This is a genomic window from Streptomyces sp. NPDC093261 (genome assembly GCF_044753645.1).
Taxonomy (GTDB): Bacteria; Actinomycetota; Actinomycetes; order Streptomycetales; family Streptomycetaceae; genus Streptomyces.
Genome location: NZ_JBIVNO010000015.1, coordinates 22,915 through 43,182, shown reverse-complemented (window position 1 = coordinate 43,182; position 20,268 = coordinate 22,915). Strand labels below are relative to the sequence as shown.

The following is a 20,268-nucleotide window of genomic DNA, read 5'->3' as shown; positions in this document are numbered from 1 at the left end:
CGCTGTTGGCTGCCGAGACGTTCACCAACTCCACGCAATTGATTTACTGCCCGCCCGTGGGCAGAAATTGAGGAACCATAGACCATGGTGAGTCATGCGAATTACCTTCCACACCCTCCTTCCGATCTCGGAAAGAATTCAAAAAGAGTCTGGTTCATTTTTGTCGTGTGAACTCTGTGGACCACAGCCGTCGGCAGCTGCGGCTGATCCCCAGCCCTCCAGGCGGACCGTGCGTTGCCGCAGTGTCGGCGGCCAGGACGTAGGGTGCGCCGCCCACGGACACGTCGAACCCGAGCGAGCAGCCCACTGAGCTGCCTCGGACGGTGTCGCCTCCGGCGACCAGCGGTTTGAACGGGCCACGCCCTGTGGCGCAGGACGGTCTTGTCGCCGAGCGCGTCGACCGCGGCGATGGAGGCGGGCGCGTCTCGCTCCGGTGACCGAGGGGTCGGCCGTGACCAGGGGCGGCCCGCCCCGCCCGAACAAGGGTCGCCCAGCGCGCCAGACTCCTGGCCCGGCACGGACCCCCGGGCCGCCGGCGCTCCGTCCTCTTCGACGAGCCGGCGTCAGAGGCGTTCGCGGCCCGGGTCCGCCGAGGCGGGGCACGGCCTCAACGCGGCGCCGACAGCCACTGGCTCAACCAGCCGAAGGCCGCCGGGTACTCCGCCGACCAGGTGTTGTAGTTGTGACCGCCGCTCGGCAGCAGCAGGGTCCGCACCCGCACGGGCGACGCCGCGGACGCCGATGCGAACTCCTCAATGGCCGGGGCGGGGCTGAACCGGTCCTGACGGGAGGTCGCAAGGAACAGGCTGGCGTGTGCGCGGGTGTGCCGGACCAGGTACAGCGGGCTGTTCACTCGCCGCTCGGCCGAATCCGGAATGACGGATCGGTCGCCGGTGAGCGGGTCGGGGTCGAGGGCCGCGCCCGCGCCGAAGACCTTCGGGTACTGCAGCGGCAGCTTCGCGGAGCAGAAGCCGCCCGTGGAGTAGCCCATCACACCCCAGCCGCGGGGACCGGGCAGCGTGCGGAACTTCTGTCGGATCAGGTCCGGCACGTCGGAAGAGAGCCAGGTCGCCACCTTGCGCTGGGGCAGGTCGCTGCAGTCGGTGTCCACGCTGCCAGGGTTGACCACCGGCATGACGAGGATGAAGGGGTGCACCTTCCGCTGGTTCAGCAGTTCCTGGAACGCCCCCGGCATCCCGCCGTGCTCCAGCCAGGACTGCGGCGAGCCGGGCACCCCGTGCAGCAGCATCAGCACGGGGAAGCGCTTCGTCCGGTAGGCGGCCTGGTCGTACTGCGGCGGCGTCCACACCAGCACCTGACCGGACAGCGCCGAACGCCGCCCGTGGAAGTAAGTGTCGAGGACCCCGTCCTGGGTGGCGTGGTTGAACCTGGCACGGGATATCGGCGGTCCGGGCATCGCCACCGCGTTGCCGTTGTTCGTGTCACCGAGAAGATCGGCCCATGAGGCGTACAGGCCGTAGCTGTTGTTGATCCACGTCGCCACGACACAGATGGCCGTCAGCTGGCACACACCGATCATCACACCGTGCACCAGCCAGCGCACGACCTTCGGTCCGCGCACCCAGGACCACAGGGCGATCGTGCCGATCACCGCCACGACGGCCGCGGCCACGAGCACCGCGAAGAAGGACGTTCCGGTCAGAGCCACACGGCCACCTCTGCAACCAGGTCGGGAACAAAGCGGGCGATCCCGTCCGCTCCTTCAAGATCGCCCCCACTGTGCAGGGTACTGGGACACGATCGCCGCCCGGTCGAGTGGTACCAGCCATGCGTTGAGGACCGCGTCCGGAACAGCGGCCTCGCAGCGGACGGCGAGCTTGTCGTGTCTCGGGCCACGGCCCGAAGCCGGACGAGGAAGACCACGGCGGGCGGTGGACTGTGACGGGAGCCTCCCGGTGAAGCGCCTCCCGTTTTCCCGGCCCGCGTCGATAATGACCTTGTGCGCTTGCCAGTCAGGAATTTCATCGTGCCCTTGGCACTGGTCATCGTCGGGGTGGCCGCAGTGGTGGGCGACACCGCGGGGGGAACCCATGCGGCCAGAAGCAGCGGGCGCAGCGGTTTCGGCAAGTCCGGCGAGGCGGGCCAGCCCCCGCAGGACCAGGGCCTCCCCGCGACGGACCCGGCCGAGGACGGCAACGCGTACACCCCCCGCAGGACCGAGGAGAACGCCCGAATCGGCGCGCTCTTCGAGAAGGACGACCAGGGCGCCCACTTCTGCACGGCGAGCGTGGTGCAGAGTCCGGGCCGGAACATGCTGATCACCGCGGCCCACTGCGCCTTCGACGCCGACTCCGGACAGCCGCTGAACGACCTGGTCTTCGCCCCCGGCTACCGCAACGGCGACGAACCCACCGGCCTGTGGAAGGTCAGCAAGGTGGTTGTCGACGACCGCTGGGCCAAGTCGCAGGACGAGGACCTCGACGTCGCCTTCCTCGTCCTCGATCAGCAGGGCGGCAAGAACATTCAGGACGTCCTGGGCGGCAACACCCTCGGCATAAACCGGGGCTTCGACAACAAGGTCGAGATCACCGGCTATCCCGCCAGCCGTGACATCCCCGTCTCGTGCCGAAACCGCACCACGAAGTTCAGCGACACCCAGCTGCGCATCCAGTGCACCGACCTCGAGGACGGGACCAGCGGCAGCCCCTGGCTCACCGACTACAACCCCAAGAGTCACACCGGCACGGTCATCGGCGTCCTGGGCGGCCACGAGGGCGGCGGCGACCAGGACGACGTCTCCTACGCCGCATACTTCGACGACGACATCGCCAAGCTCTACCGGCGCGCCCAGGACCAGGACTGAGCCCAACCACAGGAGCGGCTCCACCTGCGGAACCGAACTTGAGGCATACGGCTGCCGAGCGCGCGAGCACCTCGTCCCTCGAGGCCGCCCGTGTCCGCGTCGCCACCGGACCGCCGGCCTGCTCGTCCTCTGCCGGGTGAAGGTCGGGGACGTCCCAGGAGAACGTCACTTCGTCGAGAGTTTCTGCAGATCGCAGGCTGGGACGTCCCGCGATCACCCCAAATCTGCGCATCTGCTCGGCTACACGGATCGCGGCTTGCAACCTCGGTGATGCAAGCGAGCGGCGCCGGTCGCGCGCCGCCACACCATGTCAAGGAAGGTGAACCTTGAAGCCACGCAACAGCATCGCTGCCGCAGCCGCAGTCGCCGCTCTCACACTCGGGGCGGGAGCTGTCCTCTCCAGCCCGGCACAGGCCCATCAGCCACTCACGTCGGCCGCAACCTCGGCAGCGGCAGGCACCCCACTGGGCGCGGCAAGGACATCACTCGGCGGAGCCCTGTCTCCAGCAGCTCTGAACACCAGCAGCGGGAGCATGAAGCCGGCCGGTAGCTGGCTCGGGAAGTGCTACCCCTACCACAAGGCCGGCACGAAGTGGGCCGGTGGATGGTGCGACGGCAACGGTCCCAACTGGCAGTACTGGGGCTACGTCAACTGTTCCGGGAACACCCGTTACTTCGGCCCACACCGCTGGGCGGGTGACCGGCGCGGCTCCTACGCCACATGCCCGGCAGGCCGGTCCTACAAGTCCGGTGGTGTCTACTCCGGCTGGGTCCGGTAATCCCGCCGTCTGACAGCGGCACAACCGCGGTGTCCGAGTTCCGCCTCCGTGCGCTCCGCGCGGGGAGGCGGAACTCACGATCACTCTCGTGCGACACAAGGGTGTTCAGGTGACCCGCTGATGGGTCACTCGACAAGGCGGGACTGTAATGCGCCGTCTCATGTGGTGAGTCTGCGGTAGCAGATGGGGCTGCAGGCGATGGCGGTGAACCCCAGGAAGTGCGCCGCTTGACGCTCGTAGCCGCGGTGGAGGCGGCGGCAGCCGGACAGCCGGCCAGGACATGGTGCGCTCGATCGTCCGGCGGTGCCGGCCCAGCCGAGTGGAGGACTCGATGCCCTTGCGGGCGATGCGGCGCCGGATGCCCCGCCGGCGTAGCCATCGGCCCAGGTGGTCGTAGTCGTATCCCTTGTCCGCGTGGAGCTTGGCGGGCCGCCGCCTGCGCGGGCCACAGCGGGAGCGGATCGGCGGGATGCCGCGTAGGATCCACCGCGCAACGGTCGGCCGATGGACGGCGAAATGAGAAGAGGTACCCGCTGACCTGCGAGAATGGGAGTTCCTACGCTTCCATCCGCCGCCCACGGCAAGGCACCTCGTCAGTGAGAGTCTTCCACGGGCGCCTTACACCGGCTAACAGAATGAGGTGGATCGAAGCTGTGAGCCGTGTCCGGGCGGCGGTCGAGCGTTGCCCGACGTGTGCGGGCAGGTGCGTGCCCACGCCGGCCCTCTGATGTGCTGAGCCTGGCGGCCCGGCAACGACCGGCGCCCCGCACCGGAGTTGGCTGTCGGTGCGGGGCGGGGGATCGGGGGTTGTGTCAGCCGGCGCAGCCGGTGACGATGAGGGGGCTGCCCGCGCAGTTGGTGGGGATGTTGCGCCGGATCTCGGACCGGTTCACCGTGAACTGGGTGTCGGTCAACACGCCGCCTGGTGCGACGGTGGAGGCGTTGTTGTTCACCTCGCTGTGATCGAGCGTAACCGCACCGGAATCGTTGTAGATGCCGCCCGCCTGGGAGTTGCCCGAACCGTTGGCGCTGTTGCGGTCGACCGAGCTGTTCTGCACCACCAGGGTGGCCTCGGTGTAGATCCCCCCGCCCCCGCCGTCGGCGCCTCCCACGACGTTGCCTGAGACCTCCGTCTTGATGAGCGTCAGCGAGGCTCCGTTCCAGATCCCGCCGCCTTGAATACCCGTGGTGGTGTTGTTGAGGATCTTGCTGTTGACGAACTGGACTGTGCCGCCGTCGATGTCGATGCCGCCGCCGTCATTGCCGACGGTGTTGTACTGGAGAGTGGTGTTGCGATAGACGCCGTCACCGCTGTCGTGGTCGATGCCACCGCCGTTGCTCACGGCGAAGTTGCGGTCGAACTCGACCCCGTCGGTGGTGACGGTACCGTCCGACTGCAGGCCTCCGCCCGAGCCGCCCGAGTTGTTGAAGGTGAACCAGCTGCGGCTGATGTACGCCGTGGCTCCTGACACGACATCGACGCCCCCTCCCTGGGAGTCGGCGTGGTTGTTGTCGAGGGCGACCTTGGTGAGCTTCAGATTGCCGGAGGTGTCGACGAGGATGCCTCCCCCGCCGTCGGGTGCGTTGCCGCCGCGGATTGTGACGTCGTCGAGCCGGAGGTCACCGGTGGAGGTGACGTGGAAGATCCGGAAGGCGCCGGCCGTCGGCCCGTCACGGACGATGGTGGCGTCCCGGCCTTCGATGGTGAGCTGCTTGTCGATGGGGGGCAGCCCGTCGGCGCCGGCGTAGGCGGTCGTCAGGTGGTAGGTGCAGTGGCGAGCGAGGACGAGCGTGGATCCCGCCGGCGCCGTGGCGATCGCCGTGGTCAGCGCTGTGGTGTCGCACGGCACCGAAATGCCGTGATGGCCGTGATCGCCGCCCGCCACGGCCGGTACCGCGCTCACGCCGTTGACCACGATCGTGGCCAGGGCCACGATGCCGGACAGTGTGGTGTATCGCATGGCTCTCCTTGAAGTGCGGGGACCGCCGGTGCGCAGACGGCCCGCCGTGTCGCGGACACCGGGAGTAAAACTGCCCCCCGCACATGTCCCCATGAGCCGCAATGCCTCCTCACCCGGACACAGCAGCAGATTCGGTCAAGAGGCCGCATCATCGTCCAACCAGCCTGTAGGATCAGACCACTTCCCGTCGCCTCAGCAGGGTCCCCCGCGGGCGGGAACGCAACCCGCGACCTGGCGTGATCAGACAGCAGGCGAGTTCGAGGAACGCCTCGTGCATGTCCGCGCGTCGTTCCCAGCGCACCCGCAGTCGGCGGAAACCGTGCAACCAGGCAAAGGTCCGCTCGACCACCCACCTGTAGACGCCGGGACCGCTGCCGTGCCCGGTGCCGCGCCGTGCGATGACGGGCAGGATGCCGCGGGCACGGACCTGCTTGCGGTAGCTGTCGTGGTCGTAGTCACGAACCGCACAGAGGCGCACCGCGTCCGGCAGGGCCCTTCAACGCACCGGTGAGCATCCCGAGCTCGGCGACGCGCTGGGCGTACGGGTCCTGCGGGTACTGCCGCTCGGCCTGCTCGGCCCGCTCAGCGGTGTTCGCGAGGATCTGCTCGGCGGCCTGAGCCGCGCCGCGCAGGGCGGCACGTTCGATATTGCCGGGCAGGTGATCTCCCATGGATTCGGCCGTCGGGGCACAGGATTCCCCTGAGTGCTTTGACATCGCCGGCAGCCGGTTTTGTCCGGAATGACACGGGTAGGGCACGAGTACGAAGTGTCCCGGGACAAAAGCGGAGGAGGAGATAATGTCTTCCACAAGCGTACGGGACGTCCTGGACGCGCTGCAGGACGTCGACTTCCCTGCGGGCAAAGAGGAACTGGTCCAGGCCGCCGAGAAGGCCGGAGCGCCCGAGGAAGTGGTCAAGGCGCTTCGCGCCATTCCCCCGGACGAGTACGGCAACCGGGATGAGGTGGCCAGGTCGGTGCGCGTCGACCCGGCATCCGACCTGAACCTGAGCGCGGCGCAGCGCGCGGAGCAGGCCCGGCTCGGCGGCCGCCCCGGCCAGTCGCAGCACCTGCGTGACGTCCCCAAGCCGCCCGTTCAGGACGAACTCGACCAGTCCTGATCCACCCCGCACGGCATGCGGACACCGGTACGCCCCACGGACAGTGAATCGAACACATTCGCCGCCGCATGTGGAGATCAAGAAGGGGAACTGGCCTTCCGGTTCCCAGGCCGGGCGGCGCGGCGAGCGTCCCGCTGCCCCCGCACACCCGGGCAAGCCCTCCGGCCGCCTTTGTCCATCGCCCTGTGAAGAGTTCCGCAACGCCTCCGAGCAGTGCCGCCATCCTCATCCGTCCCCGGGTGCCGGACCGCCCAGGACGGATGCGTCGCGCTCAGGCGCCGTGCGCCTCCCGGACGCCGAGTTCGTCGATGTGCCCCAGCAGGTCGAGGGGGTCGGCGTACACCCGGAACGCCTGGGCCCGCTCCAGTTCGTCCTGCCCGTATCCTCCGGACAGCAGCCCCACTCCGAGTGCCTCCGCCCGCCGCGCACCTAGCAGATCCCACACACTGTCTCCGACGACGACACAGTCGCGGGCGGGGATGCCGAGCCGCGCCGCGCCCGCCAGGAACAGATCGGGGTCGGGTTTGGCGCGGCTGACTTCCTCGCGGGTGACCGTCGGCACGTCAGGCGGCACGGCGAGTCTGGCGAACATGGGTGCGGCATCGTCCCGGCGGGCGCTGGTGGCGATCGTCCAGGGGACGCCGCAGTCCGTCAGCGTCCGGAGAAGCTCGGCGGCTCCGGGCAGCGGCCGGATGGCGTTCGTCCAGCCTTCGAAGTGGCGGTGATGGGCATTCTGCAGTTCATCGGCCTCCTTCGGCGTCAGCCGTACGCCGGTCTCGCGCATCATGGCCTGCACGAGCAGGCCACCGCTCATCCCGATCCTCCGGTGGATCCGCCAGATCGCCAGGCCGATGCCCATCTCGCTCAACGCCTGCTGCCAGGCGATGACGTGCTGGTAGACGCTGTCGACGAGGACCCAGCGGGCTGAGACACCGCGGACGAGCGGGCGGTTCTCGGAAGGTCAGCGATACACGGCGGACGGGTCAGGAATCCGGCCTCTCGCGAGACGGCACCGGGGCAGTTGGGTGAGGGTTCGAGCTGTCGACGCTCGCCACTTTGGTGTTCGAGTCCGCCGGGGAGGACGATATCGTCGCCCTCGGTGGTTCTGTGCTGTCCACGGGCTGCCGCACGGCCGTTGCCGCATATCTGCAGTCGTCCCGCGTCCGGCGAGCCGCTGCTGTGGCCGCTCGAACGCCAGCCTGTCCCGCTCGGCACACCACCGGCTCGCCATCGAGAGCGCTCGTAGGTCAGCCCAGCACCTCTTCGATCGGGGCGTCGGCGTCCACGTAGCGCACGAGCTTGCGGTTGGCGAATTCCACGATGCCCACGTCGCCGAGTTCGCGCCCGTAGCCAGAGCGCTTGATGCCGCCGAAGGGCAGCTCCGGTCGGGACGCGGTCGGGTGGTTGATCCACACCATGCCCGCCTCCAGCCGGTCCGCGACCCCGCGAGCACGTTCCGGGTCGGCGGCGAAGACCGCGCCTCCCAGGCCGTAGGGGGAGGTGTTGGCCAATGCCACGGCCTCGTCCTCGTCGGCGACCCGGTAGACCGTGGCGACGGGGCCGAAGAGCTCTTCCCGGTAGGCCCGCATGTCCGGTGTGACGTCGGTGAGGACGGTCGGCTCGACGAAGGCGCCCGGCAGGTCGGGCCGCCCACCGCCCAGCACCACCGTGGCTCCCTTGTCCACCGCGTCACGGACCTGCTCCATCAGGAGTTCGGCCGCGGCCTCGGAGGACAGCGGGCCGAGCGTGGTGGCGGGGTCGGCCGGATCTCCCGGTCGCACCTCGCTCATCCGGTCGCGCAGCCCGGTGAGGAAGGCGTCGTAGACGTCGGCAAGGGCGATGAAGCGCTTGGCCGCCACGCAGCACTGCCCGGTGTTGCCCATCCGGCCGAGGAACGCGGCGTACACGGTGCGCTCGAGGTTGTGACCGTCCAGCACGATGAAGGGATCGCTGCCACCCAGCTCGAGGACGGACTTCTTGACATTGCGGCCGGCGATCTCGCCCAAGCTCATACCCGCCCGCTCGCTTCCGGTCAGTGACGCTCCCTGGACACGAGGGTCATCGATGATCTTCCCGACGTCCTTGCCCGGCACGAAAAGGTTGGTATAGACCCCGGTTGGCACACCCGCATCCCTGAACAGCTGCTCGAGTGCCAGTGCGGACTGGGGGCAACTGCTCGCGTGCTTGAGCAGGATCGTGTTGCCGAGGACGAGGTTGGGACCCGCGAATCGGACCACCTGGTACAGCGGGAAGTTCCAGGGCATCACACCGAGAAGGACGCCGAGCGGCTCGTTCACCAGCACGGCCGTGCCCTTGGCCACCGGCAGGGGTCGCTCTTCCAGCAGCTCGGGGCCGTGCTCGCCGTAGTAGGTGAGGATGTCGGACGCGAGGTCGACCTCTGCACGGCTGGAGTTGATCAGCTTGCCGACCTCGAGGGTCAGCAGCCGCGCCAGATCCTCCTTGCGCTCCCTCATGAGCCGGCCGGCGTGTTGCACCAGGGCCCCGCGGTCGGCCCTCGGCCGGGCACGCCAGTCCGCAAAGCTACGGTGCGCCGCGTCGATCGCGCGTCCTACGTCCTCCGCGCTCAGGGCCGAGAACTCCCGAACCCTTTCACCGGTGTACGGGTTGACCGTGGCGATGGGGCTCCCCTGGCCAGTGACATGGGCGTCCATGGCGCCTCCCTGGAGTCGGGCACTTCGAGTTCCCACGCCCGGACCCGCTCACACCTGCTGATGCGTCCCATGCCACGGCAAGCTGTGGCACCTGGGTCCTCCGGGGTTCACGTCGAACGCGCAGAGCGCCACACCGGCAGTGGGACTGATCGGCCTCACCGAGGACGGCAACCTCCTCTGGTCCCTCGTCGCCATCGTGGCCGGCACCGTGTGCCCTCATGGTGGGGGTCTTCGCCCATGTGCAATACGCCGGACTCAACGTCTTCAACCCCATCCTGGCCGGCAAGGCCCTGCACACCACGGCGCACGGAGGCGTCAAGCTGGGGGTGGTCGTGGTCACCGCCGTCCGTGCGCGGGCGCGGGCCGGATCGGCGTGGCAGGCTTGCAGGGGGGCCGCGCCGTTCGTCGCAACACAGCAGCGAAGGAGGACGACGCATGGATGAGCAGGAATTCGTCCGTACCGTCGCCGAGCGCACCGGACTGAGCCGGCAGGAGGCGGCGGACCTCACCTGGGCCACGCTCGAGACACTGGCCCACAGGCTGAGCTCCGGGGAGGCCAGGGACCTGATCACCGAACTCCCCGAGGGCCTCGCGGAGGCGGTGCGCCGGGGAACCACGGACCGCATCGAGCGCTTCGGCCACTATGACAGCGTGCGGCGCGTGGCCGAACGCACCATGCTCAAGGAGGAGGAAGCCGACCGGGGTGTGCGGACCGTACTGGCCGTGCTCCGGGAGGCGATCAGCGAGAAGGAGTTCAACGACCTGTTGTCGCAGCTCGGATCGGACTTCTCCCGGGCCCTCGAATCCGCCGGGTGACCCGGAGCCTTCGGCACGGTGCCCGCGTCGCGGCGCCGGCGGCCCCGGACGCTGCGTGTGCGCCGGGGACGGACGGCGCGGTGGGTGACGCCCTCGGACCGCTGGTCCCTCAGCGTCAGCGGATGCTGCGCAGATGTGCGCGGCCGAAGCGAGGCGGACGCGGGGGGCCGGACACCATCGCCCTGTGATGCCCGGGCCGCGGCCCGGGCATCACAGGGCGATGACGTGCAGGTCGACGAGGTCGAGCAGCGCCCGCAGGGCCGAGCTGGGCCGCCGGGTCGACGACGTGCCGAGATGCATGCTCCAGCGGAGCATGGTGCCGTGGACGTCCAGGACGTGCAGGCCGGGGGTGCGGGCAACGGCGAACGCGGGCAGGAAGGCGATGCCCAGACCGTGCCGGACCAGTGCCGCCCCCATGTCGATGTCGGGCACCTCCAGTGCCACCCGGCGCACGACGCCCGCCGCCGCGAACACCCGGTCGACCACCTCGCGGTTGCCGTAACCCGGCGGGAAGTCCACGAAGGGCTCCCCCGCGAGGTCCGCAAGCGCCACCTCCCCCCGCTGCGCGAGCGGATGGGCGGCGCTCACCGCCAGGACGAGCGGCACGGTGGCCAGCTCCCGTGCGTCGATCCCGGCAGGCTTGTGCTCGGGCAGCGACAGGAAGGCCACGTCCAGGTCCCCGCTGAGCAGCGCGTGCGCCAGTCCCGCGGAGCCGGTCGTCGCCAGCCGCAGCCGGACGTCGATCGCCGGATGCCGCGCGTGCAGCTGCCCGAGGAGCGCAGGCAGGTCCACCACCTCGACCGACGCCATGGCGCCCACATTCACCGTCCCGCGCAACGTGTCCTCCGCGGCGCGCACGGCGTCCTGGGCCGCCTGGGCGGCGTGCAGGGTGGCCCGAGCCTCCGGCAGCAGCGCCGCGCCCGCCCCGGTGAGCCGGACCTGCTGCGACGTGCGCTCGAACAGCGCGCAGCCGAGCTCGCGCTCCAGGGAGCGGATCGCGGCGGACACCCCGGACTGCACCACGTGCAGCCGACGGGCGGCACGCGTGAAACTCAGCTCCTCGGCGACCGCGATGAAGTGCTCAAGCTGACGTAGCTCCACACGAGAAGTATCACTCACATTGCTGGACCCCAGCAAAAACATTCGTTGGCACTGATCCAGGCTGGTGAGGAGGATGGAAAGCGCGCCATCCACTTCCGCCTGAGGAGGGGTACCCCTGCCCGCCGTTCCGACGCCGCTGAGCCGTCCCACCGCCGACGCTCCCGGCCACCCGACCCACCGGATCCCAGCACCCGCTCCCGCCGGCCTGCCGCCCCGCGCCCCTGCCCGGCGCCGTGCCTCGCACACGACCGGCTTCTGGTTCGTGGCGGCGGCCTTCACCGTGCTGATGGCCTTCGGCACCGCGCCGACCCCGCTGTGGCCGCTGTACGAGGCCCGGGACCACTTCGGCGCGACCACGGTCACGGTGGCGTACGCCTCGATGGTCGTGGGCGCAGCGGCCGCCTTCCTCGGACTGGGACACCTGTCGGACCGGCTCGGCCGGCGGCGCATCATCGTCCCGGCGCTGCTGGTCGGCATCGTCGCGTCGGTCGTACTGATCCTGTGGCGGGACCTGCCGGGGCTGATCGCGGGCAGGATCCTGAACGGTGTCGGACTGGGGCTGATGGCCTCGACCGCGACGACGTACCTGCACGACCTCCACCACGAGGCCCGTCCGCGACGGACGGGCTCGGTGCTGCCCGGCATCGTGGCCACCGCCGCCAACCTCGGCGGCCTGGCCTCAGGGCCCCTGGTCGCCGGAGCCGCCGCCGAGTGGCTTCCCACGCCCCTGATCACCACCCAGGCCATCTTCACGCTCGCCATGGCAGTGTGCCTGGCGCTGGTGCTGTCCACCCCGGAGACCGTGGACCTGGAGCTGCCCGAGGCCGAAGCGCCCAGCAGGTTCGTCCTGCGCCCCGGCGGCCGGCGGACGTTCGGCGCGGCCGGCGCGCTGGGCGCCTTCGCCTTCGCGATCCTCGGCCTGATCTCCTCCCTCGGGGCGAGCGTGCTCCACGGCACCCTGCACACCGACTCGCACCTCGTGGTCGGCCTGGCGGCCTTCCTCATGTTCGGTTCGGCGGCGGCCGCCCAGCTGGTGCTGGGCCGGCTCCCACTGCCCCGGGTCCTGACGGTGGGGGCAGTGGTCTTCCCGGTCGGCCTGGTCCTGTGCGCCGTCGCCCTCTACCACCCGGCGCTCTGGCTCTACCTGGTCGCCGTGTCCCTGTCGGGAGCCGGCTCCGGGCTGCTGTTCAAGGGAGGCGTCGAGCGTGCCGTTTCAGTGGCCGAGCCCGCCTCACGCGCGGGGGTCCTCGCCGTGTTCTTCGTCGTCGCGTACCTCGGAATGGGCCTGCCGTCCGTCCTGTTCAGCATCGCCCTGCGGCACTTCGCCGTGCAGACGGCGATGATCGGCTTCGCGGCGGTCCTCTCCTGCGGCGCCGTTGTGTCGGTCGCCGTCGCGTTGCGCGATCGCGCACCCGGTCCCGGCGCGCGCTCGGCGCAGTCCGCCCGCCCCTCCTGACCTCCTGCGGCGCATGCGACACCGGTGTCTGGGAGGCGCGGACCTGGGCACTCGGTGCGGGTGCGCGTGACACGGATCCGCGGCAGACGGGAGGCCTGAGATGTCTGCGGAATCGGCCGGAACGATCGCGCTCCCCTCCGGTGAGGAGATCGCGGCGCTCGGGCAGGGCACCTGGTACCTGGGCGAGGACCCGGCCCGGCGGGAACAGGAGATCGCCGCGCTGCGGCTGGGCGTGGACCTGGGCATGACCGTCGTCGACACGGCGGAGATGTACGGCGACGGCGCAGCCGAGGAGCTCGTCGGGGAGGCCCTGCGGGGACGCCGGGAGGAGGTCTTCCTCGTCAGCAAGGTGCTGCCCGGCCACGCCGACCGGAAGGGCACCGTCGCCGCCTGCGAGGGCAGCCTGCGGCGGCTCCGTACGGAACGGCTGGACCTCTACCTGCTGCACTGGCGGGGACGGTGGCCACTGGAGGAGACCCTTGCGGGATTCACCGACCTGATGGAGGCGGAGAAGATCCGTTACTGGGGCGTGAGCAATCTGGACGTCGCCGACATGGCCGAGCTCACCGCCCTTCCCGGTGGCGACGACGTGGCCGTCGACCAGGTGCTGTACAACCTCTCCCGGCGCGGCATCGAGTGGGATCTCCTCCCCTGGTGCCGCGAGGCCGGGGTCACGGTCTTGGCCTACTCCCCGATCGAGCAGGGGCGGCTGCTGAAGGTCGAGGCTCTGGGTGCCGTGGCCCGGGCCCTCGGAGCCACGCCGGCGCAGGTGGCACTCGCCTGGGTGCTGGCACAGGGGGTGGCCGCGATCCCGCGTTCCGGATCACCCGACCACGTTCGGGAGAACCGCGGCGCAGTGGACCTCCACCTTCCCACCGAGGCGCTCGACGCCCTCGACGAGGCGTTCCCGCCGCCCAGCGGGCCCACGCCCCTGGAGATGCTGTGAAGGAGTCGACAGGATGGCGCGTTTCGGCCCGGCTTCCGGCAACACCACGACCGTCGCCGTTCCGAGCGGCGCCAACCCGCGCCATCTGCGGCAGACGGTGAGCGCCGACACGGACTGGCCCGCAGGTCAGTTCAGCGAGGTGGAGGCGTATCCGGCGTCGTGACCCCCCGGCACCCCGGCCTGGCACGGCTGGTGGTACGCCTGTACGTCTTCATGGGCCTCCTCGACTGGTACAGCGCGGTGCCCGGTAGGGCAGCGTCAGCCCAGGCGATGCGGGTCCCGCCCCTCCATGTCGGCGAACTCGCCACCTCACGTCTGGCGCGCCACGCGGTAGCGGAGGTGGACGACTCGCGAACTGAAGGTGCGGGTCTCGAGGAGTTCGAGATCCACCCGGCGCTCGTGCTGAGGGAAGAACGGAATGCCCCCGCCGACCAGCACCGGGTAGACCCTGGCCCGGTACTCGTCGATCAGGTCCAACGCGGCCGCCTCGGCGGCGAGAGTCGCGCCGCCGATCGCGATGTCACCCTCCCCCGGCTGGGCTCGCAACCGTTCGATCTCCTCCGCCAGGCCGCCGGAGGCCAGGCGGGCATTGCCCTGTACTGCCGACAAGGTGGTGGAGAACACCACCTTGGGGAGCGGCTTCCAGATCGCGGCGAACTCGAGCGTTGAGAAGTCGAGCGACGGATTCTGGTCGGCGGTCTCCCAGTACAGCATCGTCTCGTACAGCCGTCGTCCCAACAGGTGGACGGCGGCCTCTCGCACCTCGTCGGTGGCGAGGCGAAACACCTCCTCGTCCGGCACCGTCCAGTCGAAGCCGCCGTCCGGCCCGACGATGTAGCCGTCAAGTGAGACGTTCATCGAATAGGTCACGCTACGCATCAGAAGTCCTCCTGGCTAATGGGTTCGACGGTACGACCGCCGTACGCCGCAGGGCTCATCGCGGCTCGCGGGATCTCGACGCATGGAGGCGCCGGGGCCAGGCAAACCGGCACGCAGACGGAGCCCTGAACCCGCACCACGATGCCGACCACGACCTCGTCGATCCCGCGAACACCACCCTCGGCCACCGCGACGTCATGCGCGGGAACGCTCCCAGCGACTGGATCGTCTCCGCCCTTCCAGCGCACCCGGCGCCGGTCAGCGAGGCCGATTTCGACACCGTCCAGAACGCGCGCATCCGCCGGGAGACGGTACCCGGACGCACCTGTCTCCTGGCCGGGCTGCTGTGCTGCGGCGTCCGCGATCGGCGCATGGCGTCCCACTGGAGCCACGACCGTCCCGGATACCGGTGCCGCCACGGGCACACCAGCGCCACCCGACCGCCGCGCTGACGTCCGTGTCCCTGCCATGGAGCGCCCCCGGGAAGCTCTCGTGTTGCTGCCGGCAAGCCGCCGTGGTCAGGACCAGCACCGCCGTCACGCCCATACCGGCCGCGCCCGCCCGGGACCTCGCGCCCGCCGCCGCGTCCACGCTCAGCTATGCCCGGTCGTCGTGTTCGACCAGGCGGCCGGGGCGCGGCGACCTGTTCGGTCTGGACTCCTCCACGATGAGCTGACACGGCAACAGCCCGCCCCCGCCCCGCGCGGGGTCGGGCGGGCCGCCGCTCGGGGGCGGTGACCGCCCCGACCGCTCGGTGAGCCCTCGACGGACACGCGTGTGTACCCCGCTCCCGAAGAGGCGCCCGCCCCGTCGCCCGGTTCCGCGCGACGGACCTGCCCGCCGACCGCGTAGAGCAGACGACGGATTCACCCAAGGAGGGGACTGCACAGTGACAGCGCGTGCATTCAGGGGGGCACTGAAGGGTGCCAGGGGTACGGCGGTCGCGGCGGCGGCGATGGCCGTCCTGACCGCGTCGCAGGCGCCGAGGGCGGTCTCGGCCGAGGCGGCGACGCCCGCGCGTAGGGCGGCGCCCGCCGAGCACGGCCCCAGCGCGTCCGGCGACACCCCCTACCGAACGGCCCTTCCCCCACTGCGGACACGGAAGAACGGCTCGGCACAGGGAGCGACGGGCGGCGGCGCCCTGCCCGTGAGCGTGTTCACCGCGTACCGGCGTGCCGAGGAGGAGCTGGCGCGCAGCGCGCCCGGCTGTCGGCTGCGCTGGCAGCTGCTGGCCGCGATCGGCCAAGTGGAGTCCGGGCAGGCATGGGGAGGCCGGGTGACCCCGGACGGTACGACCGTGACGCCCATCCTCGGCCCGCGGCTGACCGGCGGCGCCTTCGCCCTCGTGCCCGACACCGACGGCGGCGCGTACGACGGGGACGCGGTGTACGACCGCGCGGTCGGCCCGATGCAGTTCATCCCGTCCACCTGGGTCCGCTGGGGCGCGGACGGCAACGGCGACGGACGATCGGACCCGAACAACGTCTACGACGCGGCGCTCGCCGCCGGCCGCTACCTGTGCGCGGGCGGCCGGGACCTGTCGCACCCCGCCGACCTGGACCGGGCGATCCTGGGCTACAACCACTCGGACGCCTATCTGCGCACCGTCAAGGCCTGGTACGCGTACTACCTGACCGGGCACAGCGTGGTGCCGGACGCGTCCGCCGGATCCCGGTCGGACCCGCCGAAGCCGTCCCGCCCGAAGAGCCCGAAGCCCTCGCCGACGACGCCCTCCGACGACCGGAAGCCGGGCCCTGGTCCCTCGCGCACGCTGTCGACACCGCCCGCCTCACCCTCGCCCCGCCCGTCCCGTACGGCCGGCGTCCCGTCGCCGTCCGGGACGCCGCTCCCCGTCCCCGAGCCGACCCTCACGCTCCCGGGCGGCGGTGTGCTGCCCGACGCGGGGCCGCTGACCATCGGCAACGGCTGAAAGACGATGGGCGTCGCCCCCTCCACAACCACCACTACTCGGCGGTAATGTCGCCACCCGCCGGAAGCACAGGACCGGCGGGTGAGTGCGAAGGGGCCCTCATGGCGACGGACATGCCTGCGGACACAGCGGCCACCGAGGAGCGTTGGCAGCGCATGTGGAGCCACCGCGAGCAGCTGCTCAAGGTGGCCCGGCGACGCTCCATGAGCCGGGAGGACGCCGAGGACGCCGTACACGAGGCGATGTTGCGGGCCGCGGAACGCCCGGACCTCGACGACGAGCGGCTCGGCGCCTGGCTGACGACGGTGACGATGCGGCTGTGCGTCGACCGCTACCGGCAGGTCAACCGCGAGGCCGAGGTGGGCAGCCGCCCCACGCTTCTCGCGCCGGGCCCGGTACCCGTCGAGGAGGCGGTGTGCGACCGGGCCGAGGCGAAGTGGCTCGCCGTGCGCAGCGGTGAGCTGCCCGCCCGGCAGGCGGAGGCGCTCCGGCTGAAGTCCGAGGACCTGGACGTGAGCCAGGTCGCGGTGCGGATGGGGCTCAGCTACCGGACCGTCGAGTCCCTGCTCGCCCGGGCCCGGCGGACGCTGCGCGCCTCGCTGGCCGGGACGCTCGGACTGGTGCTGTTCCTGGTCGCGCGCGGGCGGCTGCGCGGGGGTGGCAAGGCCCAGGCGGTCGCGGTGACCTCGACGGCGGCGACCCTCGCGGTGGCGGGATTCGTGCTGCCGTACGCGCTCGACGCGGGCGGAAACGGGAACGGTCCGACACCGCGGCCGGCCGTGTCCGGCTACGCGCAGGTCCGGCACGGCGACGCCACGGGCCGGGGACGCGCACCCAGGACGCGCACCTCCTCGCCCGCGGCGCCCGGGGCCCGGAGTCGGACGCCCTCACACACCGGGGGAACGTCCCTGCCGCTGCCGGTGCCGTCCCTGCCGGACGTGTCCTCCTCCCCGCTCCCAGGGCTGTCGGCGCCGCAGGTCCCGCAGGTGCCCGACGTGCCGAAGGTGCCGGACCTGCCGGCGAGGTCGGCCCCCTCGTCGGTTCCATCGCTTCCCGCGGTCCCGACGGTGCCGGCCGCTGCGTTCTCCTCCCCCGTCCCCGCCCCGAGGACGCCTTCGGGCACGCCGTCGCCGAAGCTGCCGTAGCACGCCGTAGACGCGTCCGAAGAAAATTCCGGTCGCCGCGACGGACGCCCCCACCTCCCCCGTAGAGCAGATGTACGAGCTGCTCCACGGGCGAAGGGTGGACCGGATGGGTGTCGAGATCTGTGTGGAAGGGCTGACCAAGTCCTTCGGCCACCAGGTCATCTGGCAGGACGTCTCGCTGACGCTGCCCGCCGGGGAGGTCTCGGTGATGCTCGGCCCCTCGGGGACGGGCAAGTCGGTGTTCCTCAAGACGCTCGTGGGGCTGCTGAAGCCGGAGCGCGGCTCCATCACGATCCAGGGCCGGGACATCACCAGGCTCCGTGAGCACGACCTGTACGAGGTGCGGAAGCTTTTCGGCGTGCTCTTCCAGGACGGCGCGCTGTTCGGCTCGATGAACCTGTACGACAACATCGCCTTCCCGCTGCGTGAGCACACCCGCAGGTCCGAGAGCGAGATCCGGCGCATCGTGCTGGAGAAGATGGACATGGTCGGGCTGATCGGCGCCGAGGGGAAGCTGCCCGGCGAGATCTCCGGCGGTATGCGCAAGCGTGCCGGCCTCGCCCGCGCCCTGGTCCTCGACCCGGAGATCATCCTGTTCGACGAGCCGGACTCGGGCCTGGACCCGGTCCGCGTGGCCTACCTCAACCAGCTCATCGTCGACCTCAACGCACAGATCGACGCGACCTTCCTGATCGTCACCCACGACATCGCCTCGGCCCGGCAGGTCCCGGACAACATCGGGCTGCTGTTCCGGCGCGAGCTGGTGATGTTCGGGCGCCGCGAGGAGCTGCTGACCAGTGACGAGCCCGTCGTGCGGCAGTTCCTGAACGGCCGGATGCAGGGGCCGATCGGCATGGCGGAGGAGAAGGACGCGGCCCAGGTCGAGCAGGAGCTGGCCCAGATCGACGAGGGTCCACGAGTGCGCGACCTGACTCCCCGCCTGCTGCCCGGTCCCGGCATCACCCGGCCGCCCCGCTGGGAGGCGATCGCGAGACGCGAGGCGGCGCTGCACGGGACGGGGGTGAGCAGCGCATGAGGCTCTCCCCGGCAGGTGCGCTCCGGCACTCGGGCAACCTCTTCGCGATGGCGCTGGACGTCGTCCGCACCCTGCCCCGGCGGCCCTTCCAGGCACGGGAGTTCATCCAGCAGGCGTGGTTCGTCGCGAGCGTCACCATTCTGCCGACGGCACTGGTCTCGATCCCCTTCGGCGCGGTCATCGCTCTGCAGATCGGCAGCCTGACCCGGCAGTTGGGCGCGCAGTCCTTCTCCGGTGCCGCGTCCGTGCTCGCGGTGCTGCGCGAGGCCTCGCCGATCGTCACCGCGCTGCTGATCGCGGGCGCGGGCGGCACGGCGATCTGTGCGGACCTCGGGGCGCGCAGGATCCGGGACGAGATCGACGCGATGCAGGTGCTCGGCATCGACCCGATCCACCGGCTCGTCGTACCGCGCGTGCTGGCGTCGATGGTCGTGGCCGTGCTGCTCAACGGCCTCGTCTCGGTCGTCGGTGTCGCGGGCGGCTATTTCTTCAACGTCGTCCTCCAGCACGGGACGCCCGGCGCCTACCTTGCGTCCTTCACCACCCTCGCCCAGCTGTCCGACCTGTGGGCGGCGGAGATCAAGGCGCTCGTGTTCGGGGCCATCGCGGCGATCGTCGCCTCGTACAAGGGGCTGACGGCACAGGGCGGTCCGAAGGGCGTGGGCGATGCCGTCAACCAGTCCGTGGTGATCACCTTCATGCTGCTGTTCGTGACCAACTTCGTGATGACCGCGGTGTACTTCCAGGTCGTCCCGCAGAGGGGTTAGCCGATGAGACCTCAAAAAGTCCTCGACCGTCCCTTTCGCTCGCTCGAAGAGCTGGGCGCCCAACTGTCCTTCTACGGGCGCTCGCTCGCGTGGACGGGCCGCACCCTGCGCCGCTACAAGAAGGAGATCCTGCGGCTGCTCGCCGAGGTGAGCTTCGGTCGCGGCGCGCTCGCCGTCGTCGGAGGCACGGTCGGCGTGATCGCGTTCCTGTCCTTCTTCACCGGCACCGAGGTCGGCCTCCAGGGCTACGCGGCCCTCAACCAGCTCGGCACCTCCAACTTCGTGGCGTTCCTGTCGGCGTACTTCAACACCCGGGAGATCGCCCCGCTGGTGGCCGGGCTCGCCCTGTCCGCGACGGTCGGCGCCGGGTTCACCGCGCAGCTCGGTGCGATGCGGATCAGCGAGGAGACCGACGCGCTGGAGGTGATGGGCGTCCCGTCGCTGCCGTTCCTGGTGACCACGAGGATGGTCGCCGGCTTCGTCGCGGTGATCCCGCTGTACGTGATCGGGCTGCTGTCCTCGTACCTGGCCGCCCGCACCATCACCACCGGCTACTACGGGCAGTCGACGGGCACGTACGACCACTACTTCCACCAGTACCTGCCGCCCGTCGACGTGTTCTGGTCCTTCGGCAAGGTGATCGTCTTCGCCGTGCTGATCATCCTGGTGCACTGCTACTACGGCTACCACGCGAGCGGCGGCCCGGCGGGCGTCGGCGTCGCGGTGGGCCGTGCGGTGCGCACCTCGATCGTCGCCGTCAACGTCCTGGACTTCTTCCTGAGCCTCGCGATCTGGGGCGCCACCACGACCGTACGGATAGCGGGGTGAGAGCGGTGC

General features: G+C 70.5%; 21 protein-coding genes and 3 pseudogenes. 15 read left to right on the top strand and 9 right to left on the bottom strand.

Annotated elements, in window-relative coordinates; translation table 11 throughout:
* Nucleotides 1-607: 607 nt before the first annotated feature.
* On the bottom strand, nucleotides 608-1,669 hold the full coding sequence (locus ACIP94_RS27305) for an alpha/beta hydrolase (RefSeq protein ID WP_402430993.1): 1,062 nt from the start codon (nucleotides 1,667-1,669) through the stop codon (nucleotides 608-610).
* A 318-nt stretch (nucleotides 1,670-1,987) separates the two neighbouring features.
* Between ACIP94_RS27305 and ACIP94_RS27300 the strand changes: the two genes are divergently transcribed.
* Together ACIP94_RS27300 and ACIP94_RS27295 are read left to right on the top strand one after the other, a co-directional pair.
* Nucleotides 1,988-2,824, top strand: coding sequence for a trypsin-like serine peptidase (locus tag ACIP94_RS27300; RefSeq protein WP_402430991.1), 837 nt, complete (start codon nucleotides 1,988-1,990; stop codon nucleotides 2,822-2,824).
* 533 nt (nucleotides 2,825-3,357) lie between these two features.
* Nucleotides 3,358-3,603, top strand: a complete 246-nt coding sequence (locus tag ACIP94_RS27295) for a hypothetical protein (RefSeq protein ID WP_402430988.1) — start codon at nucleotides 3,358-3,360, stop codon at nucleotides 3,601-3,603.
* A 158-nt stretch (nucleotides 3,604-3,761) separates the two neighbouring features.
* Here the strand turns inward: ACIP94_RS27295 and ACIP94_RS27290 are convergent.
* The 4 genes and pseudogenes from ACIP94_RS27290 to ACIP94_RS27275 form a co-directional block, all read right to left on the bottom strand.
* A pseudogene (locus ACIP94_RS27290) lies at nucleotides 3,762-4,083 on the bottom strand (transposase); the annotation flags it as partial.
* 332 nt (nucleotides 4,084-4,415) lie between these two features.
* Nucleotides 4,416-5,564: a hypothetical protein gene (locus tag ACIP94_RS27285; protein ID WP_402430985.1), complete on the bottom strand. Its 1,149-nt coding sequence runs from the start codon at nucleotides 5,562-5,564 to the stop codon at nucleotides 4,416-4,418.
* Nucleotides 5,565-5,736: 172 nt separating this feature from the next.
* Nucleotides 5,737-6,030 (bottom strand): annotated as a pseudogene (locus ACIP94_RS27280) (transposase); the annotation flags it as partial.
* Nucleotides 6,020-6,235 (bottom strand): hypothetical protein, encoded by a 216-nt coding sequence (locus tag ACIP94_RS27275; protein WP_402430982.1) that lies wholly within the window; start codon nucleotides 6,233-6,235, stop codon nucleotides 6,020-6,022. The gene ACIP94_RS27275 and the pseudogene ACIP94_RS27280, both read right to left, overlap by 11 nt.
* 127 nt (nucleotides 6,236-6,362) lie before the next feature.
* Between ACIP94_RS27275 and ACIP94_RS27270 the strand changes: the two genes are divergently transcribed.
* Nucleotides 6,363-6,683, top strand: coding sequence for a DUF2795 domain-containing protein (locus ACIP94_RS27270; protein ID WP_402430979.1), 321 nt, complete (start codon nucleotides 6,363-6,365; stop codon nucleotides 6,681-6,683).
* Nucleotides 6,684-6,954: 271 nt separating this feature from the next.
* Here the strand turns inward: ACIP94_RS27270 and ACIP94_RS27265 are convergent.
* Nucleotides 6,955-7,587 (bottom strand): annotated as a pseudogene (locus ACIP94_RS27265) (HAD family hydrolase); the annotation flags it as partial.
* 343 nt (nucleotides 7,588-7,930) lie between these two features.
* A complete protein-coding gene (locus tag ACIP94_RS27260; RefSeq protein WP_402430976.1) occupies nucleotides 7,931-9,355 on the bottom strand; it encodes an NAD-dependent succinate-semialdehyde dehydrogenase in 1,425 nt (474 codons plus the stop codon).
* A gap of 218 nt (nucleotides 9,356-9,573) precedes the next feature.
* Between ACIP94_RS27260 and ACIP94_RS27255 the strand changes: the two genes are divergently transcribed.
* Both ACIP94_RS27255 and ACIP94_RS27250 read left to right on the top strand, forming a co-directional pair.
* Nucleotides 9,574-9,798 carry a hypothetical protein gene (locus tag ACIP94_RS27255; RefSeq protein ID WP_402430974.1) on the top strand — a complete coding sequence of 75 codons (225 nt, stop codon included), beginning with the start codon at nucleotides 9,574-9,576 and terminating at the stop codon, nucleotides 9,796-9,798.
* Nucleotides 9,791-10,171, top strand: a complete 381-nt coding sequence (locus tag ACIP94_RS27250; RefSeq protein ID WP_402430971.1) for a DUF2267 domain-containing protein — start codon at nucleotides 9,791-9,793, stop codon at nucleotides 10,169-10,171. The genes ACIP94_RS27255 and ACIP94_RS27250 overlap by 8 nt, the downstream gene beginning before the upstream one ends.
* A 210-nt stretch (nucleotides 10,172-10,381) precedes the next feature.
* Here ACIP94_RS27250 and ACIP94_RS27245 read toward each other — a convergent pair whose 3' ends face one another.
* Nucleotides 10,382-11,272 carry a LysR family transcriptional regulator gene (locus ACIP94_RS27245; RefSeq protein WP_402430968.1) on the bottom strand — a complete coding sequence of 297 codons (891 nt, stop codon included), beginning with the start codon at nucleotides 11,270-11,272 and terminating at the stop codon, nucleotides 10,382-10,384.
* Nucleotides 11,273-11,387: 115 nt separating this feature from the next.
* On the opposite strand from ACIP94_RS27245, the gene ACIP94_RS27240 reads away from it, so the two are divergent.
* The 3 genes from ACIP94_RS27240 to ACIP94_RS27230 all read left to right on the top strand — a co-directional run bounded on the left by ACIP94_RS27240 (nucleotide 11,388) and on the right by ACIP94_RS27230 (nucleotide 13,837).
* Entirely contained in the window at nucleotides 11,388-12,728 is a 1,341-nt protein-coding gene (locus ACIP94_RS27240; protein ID WP_402431361.1) for an MFS transporter, read from the top strand.
* Nucleotides 12,729-12,828: 100 nt separating this feature from the next.
* Nucleotides 12,829-13,674: an aldo/keto reductase gene (locus ACIP94_RS27235; RefSeq protein WP_402430965.1), complete on the top strand. Its 846-nt coding sequence runs from the start codon at nucleotides 12,829-12,831 to the stop codon at nucleotides 13,672-13,674.
* Between the two features lie 13 nt (nucleotides 13,675-13,687).
* On the top strand, nucleotides 13,688-13,837 hold the full coding sequence (locus ACIP94_RS27230; protein WP_402430962.1) for a hypothetical protein: 150 nt from the start codon (nucleotides 13,688-13,690) through the stop codon (nucleotides 13,835-13,837).
* Between the two features lie 146 nt (nucleotides 13,838-13,983).
* Here the strand turns inward: ACIP94_RS27230 and ACIP94_RS27225 are convergent, their stop codons facing one another.
* Entirely contained in the window at nucleotides 13,984-14,553 is a 570-nt protein-coding gene (locus ACIP94_RS27225) for a dihydrofolate reductase family protein (RefSeq protein WP_402430959.1), read from the bottom strand.
* A gap of 197 nt (nucleotides 14,554-14,750) precedes the next feature.
* On the opposite strand from ACIP94_RS27225, the gene ACIP94_RS27220 reads away from it, so the two are divergent.
* The 7 genes from ACIP94_RS27220 to ACIP94_RS27190 all read left to right on the top strand — a co-directional run bounded on the left by ACIP94_RS27220 (nucleotide 14,751) and on the right by ACIP94_RS27190 (nucleotide 20,259).
* On the top strand, nucleotides 14,751-15,005 hold the full coding sequence (locus ACIP94_RS27220; RefSeq protein WP_402430956.1) for a hypothetical protein: 255 nt from the start codon (nucleotides 14,751-14,753) through the stop codon (nucleotides 15,003-15,005).
* 62 nt (nucleotides 15,006-15,067) lie between these two features.
* Nucleotides 15,068-15,229 carry a hypothetical protein gene (locus ACIP94_RS27215; protein WP_402430953.1) on the top strand — a complete coding sequence of 54 codons (162 nt, stop codon included), beginning with the start codon at nucleotides 15,068-15,070 and terminating at the stop codon, nucleotides 15,227-15,229.
* A gap of 279 nt (nucleotides 15,230-15,508) precedes the next feature.
* Nucleotides 15,509-16,483: a lytic transglycosylase domain-containing protein gene (locus ACIP94_RS27210; protein ID WP_402431358.1), complete on the top strand. Its 975-nt coding sequence runs from the start codon at nucleotides 15,509-15,511 to the stop codon at nucleotides 16,481-16,483.
* Between the two features lie 101 nt (nucleotides 16,484-16,584).
* Nucleotides 16,585-17,628 (top strand): sigma-70 family RNA polymerase sigma factor, encoded by a 1,044-nt coding sequence (locus ACIP94_RS27205; RefSeq protein WP_402430950.1) that lies wholly within the window; start codon nucleotides 16,585-16,587, stop codon nucleotides 17,626-17,628.
* 106 nt (nucleotides 17,629-17,734) lie between these two features.
* Nucleotides 17,735-18,664 (top strand): ABC transporter ATP-binding protein, encoded by a 930-nt coding sequence (locus ACIP94_RS27200; protein ID WP_402431355.1) that lies wholly within the window; start codon nucleotides 17,735-17,737, stop codon nucleotides 18,662-18,664.
* Complete coding sequence (locus ACIP94_RS27195; protein ID WP_402430947.1) at nucleotides 18,661-19,431, top strand: MlaE family ABC transporter permease; 771 nt, start codon at nucleotides 18,661-18,663, stop codon at nucleotides 19,429-19,431. The genes ACIP94_RS27200 and ACIP94_RS27195 overlap by 4 nt, the downstream gene beginning before the upstream one ends.
* Before the next feature lie 3 nt (nucleotides 19,432-19,434).
* Nucleotides 19,435-20,259, top strand: a complete 825-nt coding sequence (locus ACIP94_RS27190) for an MlaE family ABC transporter permease (protein WP_402430944.1) — start codon at nucleotides 19,435-19,437, stop codon at nucleotides 20,257-20,259.
* The last annotated feature ends 9 nt before the right edge of the window (nucleotides 20,260-20,268 follow it).

Coding starts and splice junctions, on each gene's coding strand:
- ACIP94_RS27225 (WP_402430959.1), bottom strand. CDS start 14,553: ATGCGTAGCGTGACCTATTCGATGAACGTCTCACTTGACGGCTACATC.
- ACIP94_RS27200 (WP_402431355.1), top strand. CDS start 17,735: ATGGGTGTCGAGATCTGTGTGGAAGGGCTGACCAAGTCCTTCGGCCAC.
- ACIP94_RS27205 (WP_402430950.1), top strand. CDS start 16,585: ATGGCGACGGACATGCCTGCGGACACAGCGGCCACCGAGGAGCGTTGG.
- ACIP94_RS27255 (WP_402430974.1), top strand. CDS start 9,574: ATGGTGGGGGTCTTCGCCCATGTGCAATACGCCGGACTCAACGTCTTC.
- ACIP94_RS27220 (WP_402430956.1), top strand. CDS start 14,751: ATGCGCGGGAACGCTCCCAGCGACTGGATCGTCTCCGCCCTTCCAGCG.
- ACIP94_RS27190 (WP_402430944.1), top strand. CDS start 19,435: ATGAGACCTCAAAAAGTCCTCGACCGTCCCTTTCGCTCGCTCGAAGAG.
- ACIP94_RS27295 (WP_402430988.1), top strand. CDS start 3,358: ATGAAGCCGGCCGGTAGCTGGCTCGGGAAGTGCTACCCCTACCACAAG.
- ACIP94_RS27195 (WP_402430947.1), top strand. CDS start 18,661: ATGAGGCTCTCCCCGGCAGGTGCGCTCCGGCACTCGGGCAACCTCTTC.
- ACIP94_RS27235 (WP_402430965.1), top strand. CDS start 12,829: ATGTCTGCGGAATCGGCCGGAACGATCGCGCTCCCCTCCGGTGAGGAG.
- ACIP94_RS27285 (WP_402430985.1), bottom strand. CDS start 5,564: ATGCGATACACCACACTGTCCGGCATCGTGGCCCTGGCCACGATCGTG.
- ACIP94_RS27230 (WP_402430962.1), top strand. CDS start 13,688: ATGGCGCGTTTCGGCCCGGCTTCCGGCAACACCACGACCGTCGCCGTT.
- ACIP94_RS27260 (WP_402430976.1), bottom strand. CDS start 9,355: ATGGACGCCCATGTCACTGGCCAGGGGAGCCCCATCGCCACGGTCAAC.
- ACIP94_RS27275 (WP_402430982.1), bottom strand. CDS start 6,235: ATGGGAGATCACCTGCCCGGCAATATCGAACGTGCCGCCCTGCGCGGC.
- ACIP94_RS27210 (WP_402431358.1), top strand. CDS start 15,509: ATGGCCGTCCTGACCGCGTCGCAGGCGCCGAGGGCGGTCTCGGCCGAG.
- ACIP94_RS27250 (WP_402430971.1), top strand. CDS start 9,791: ATGGATGAGCAGGAATTCGTCCGTACCGTCGCCGAGCGCACCGGACTG.
- ACIP94_RS27270 (WP_402430979.1), top strand. CDS start 6,363: ATGTCTTCCACAAGCGTACGGGACGTCCTGGACGCGCTGCAGGACGTC.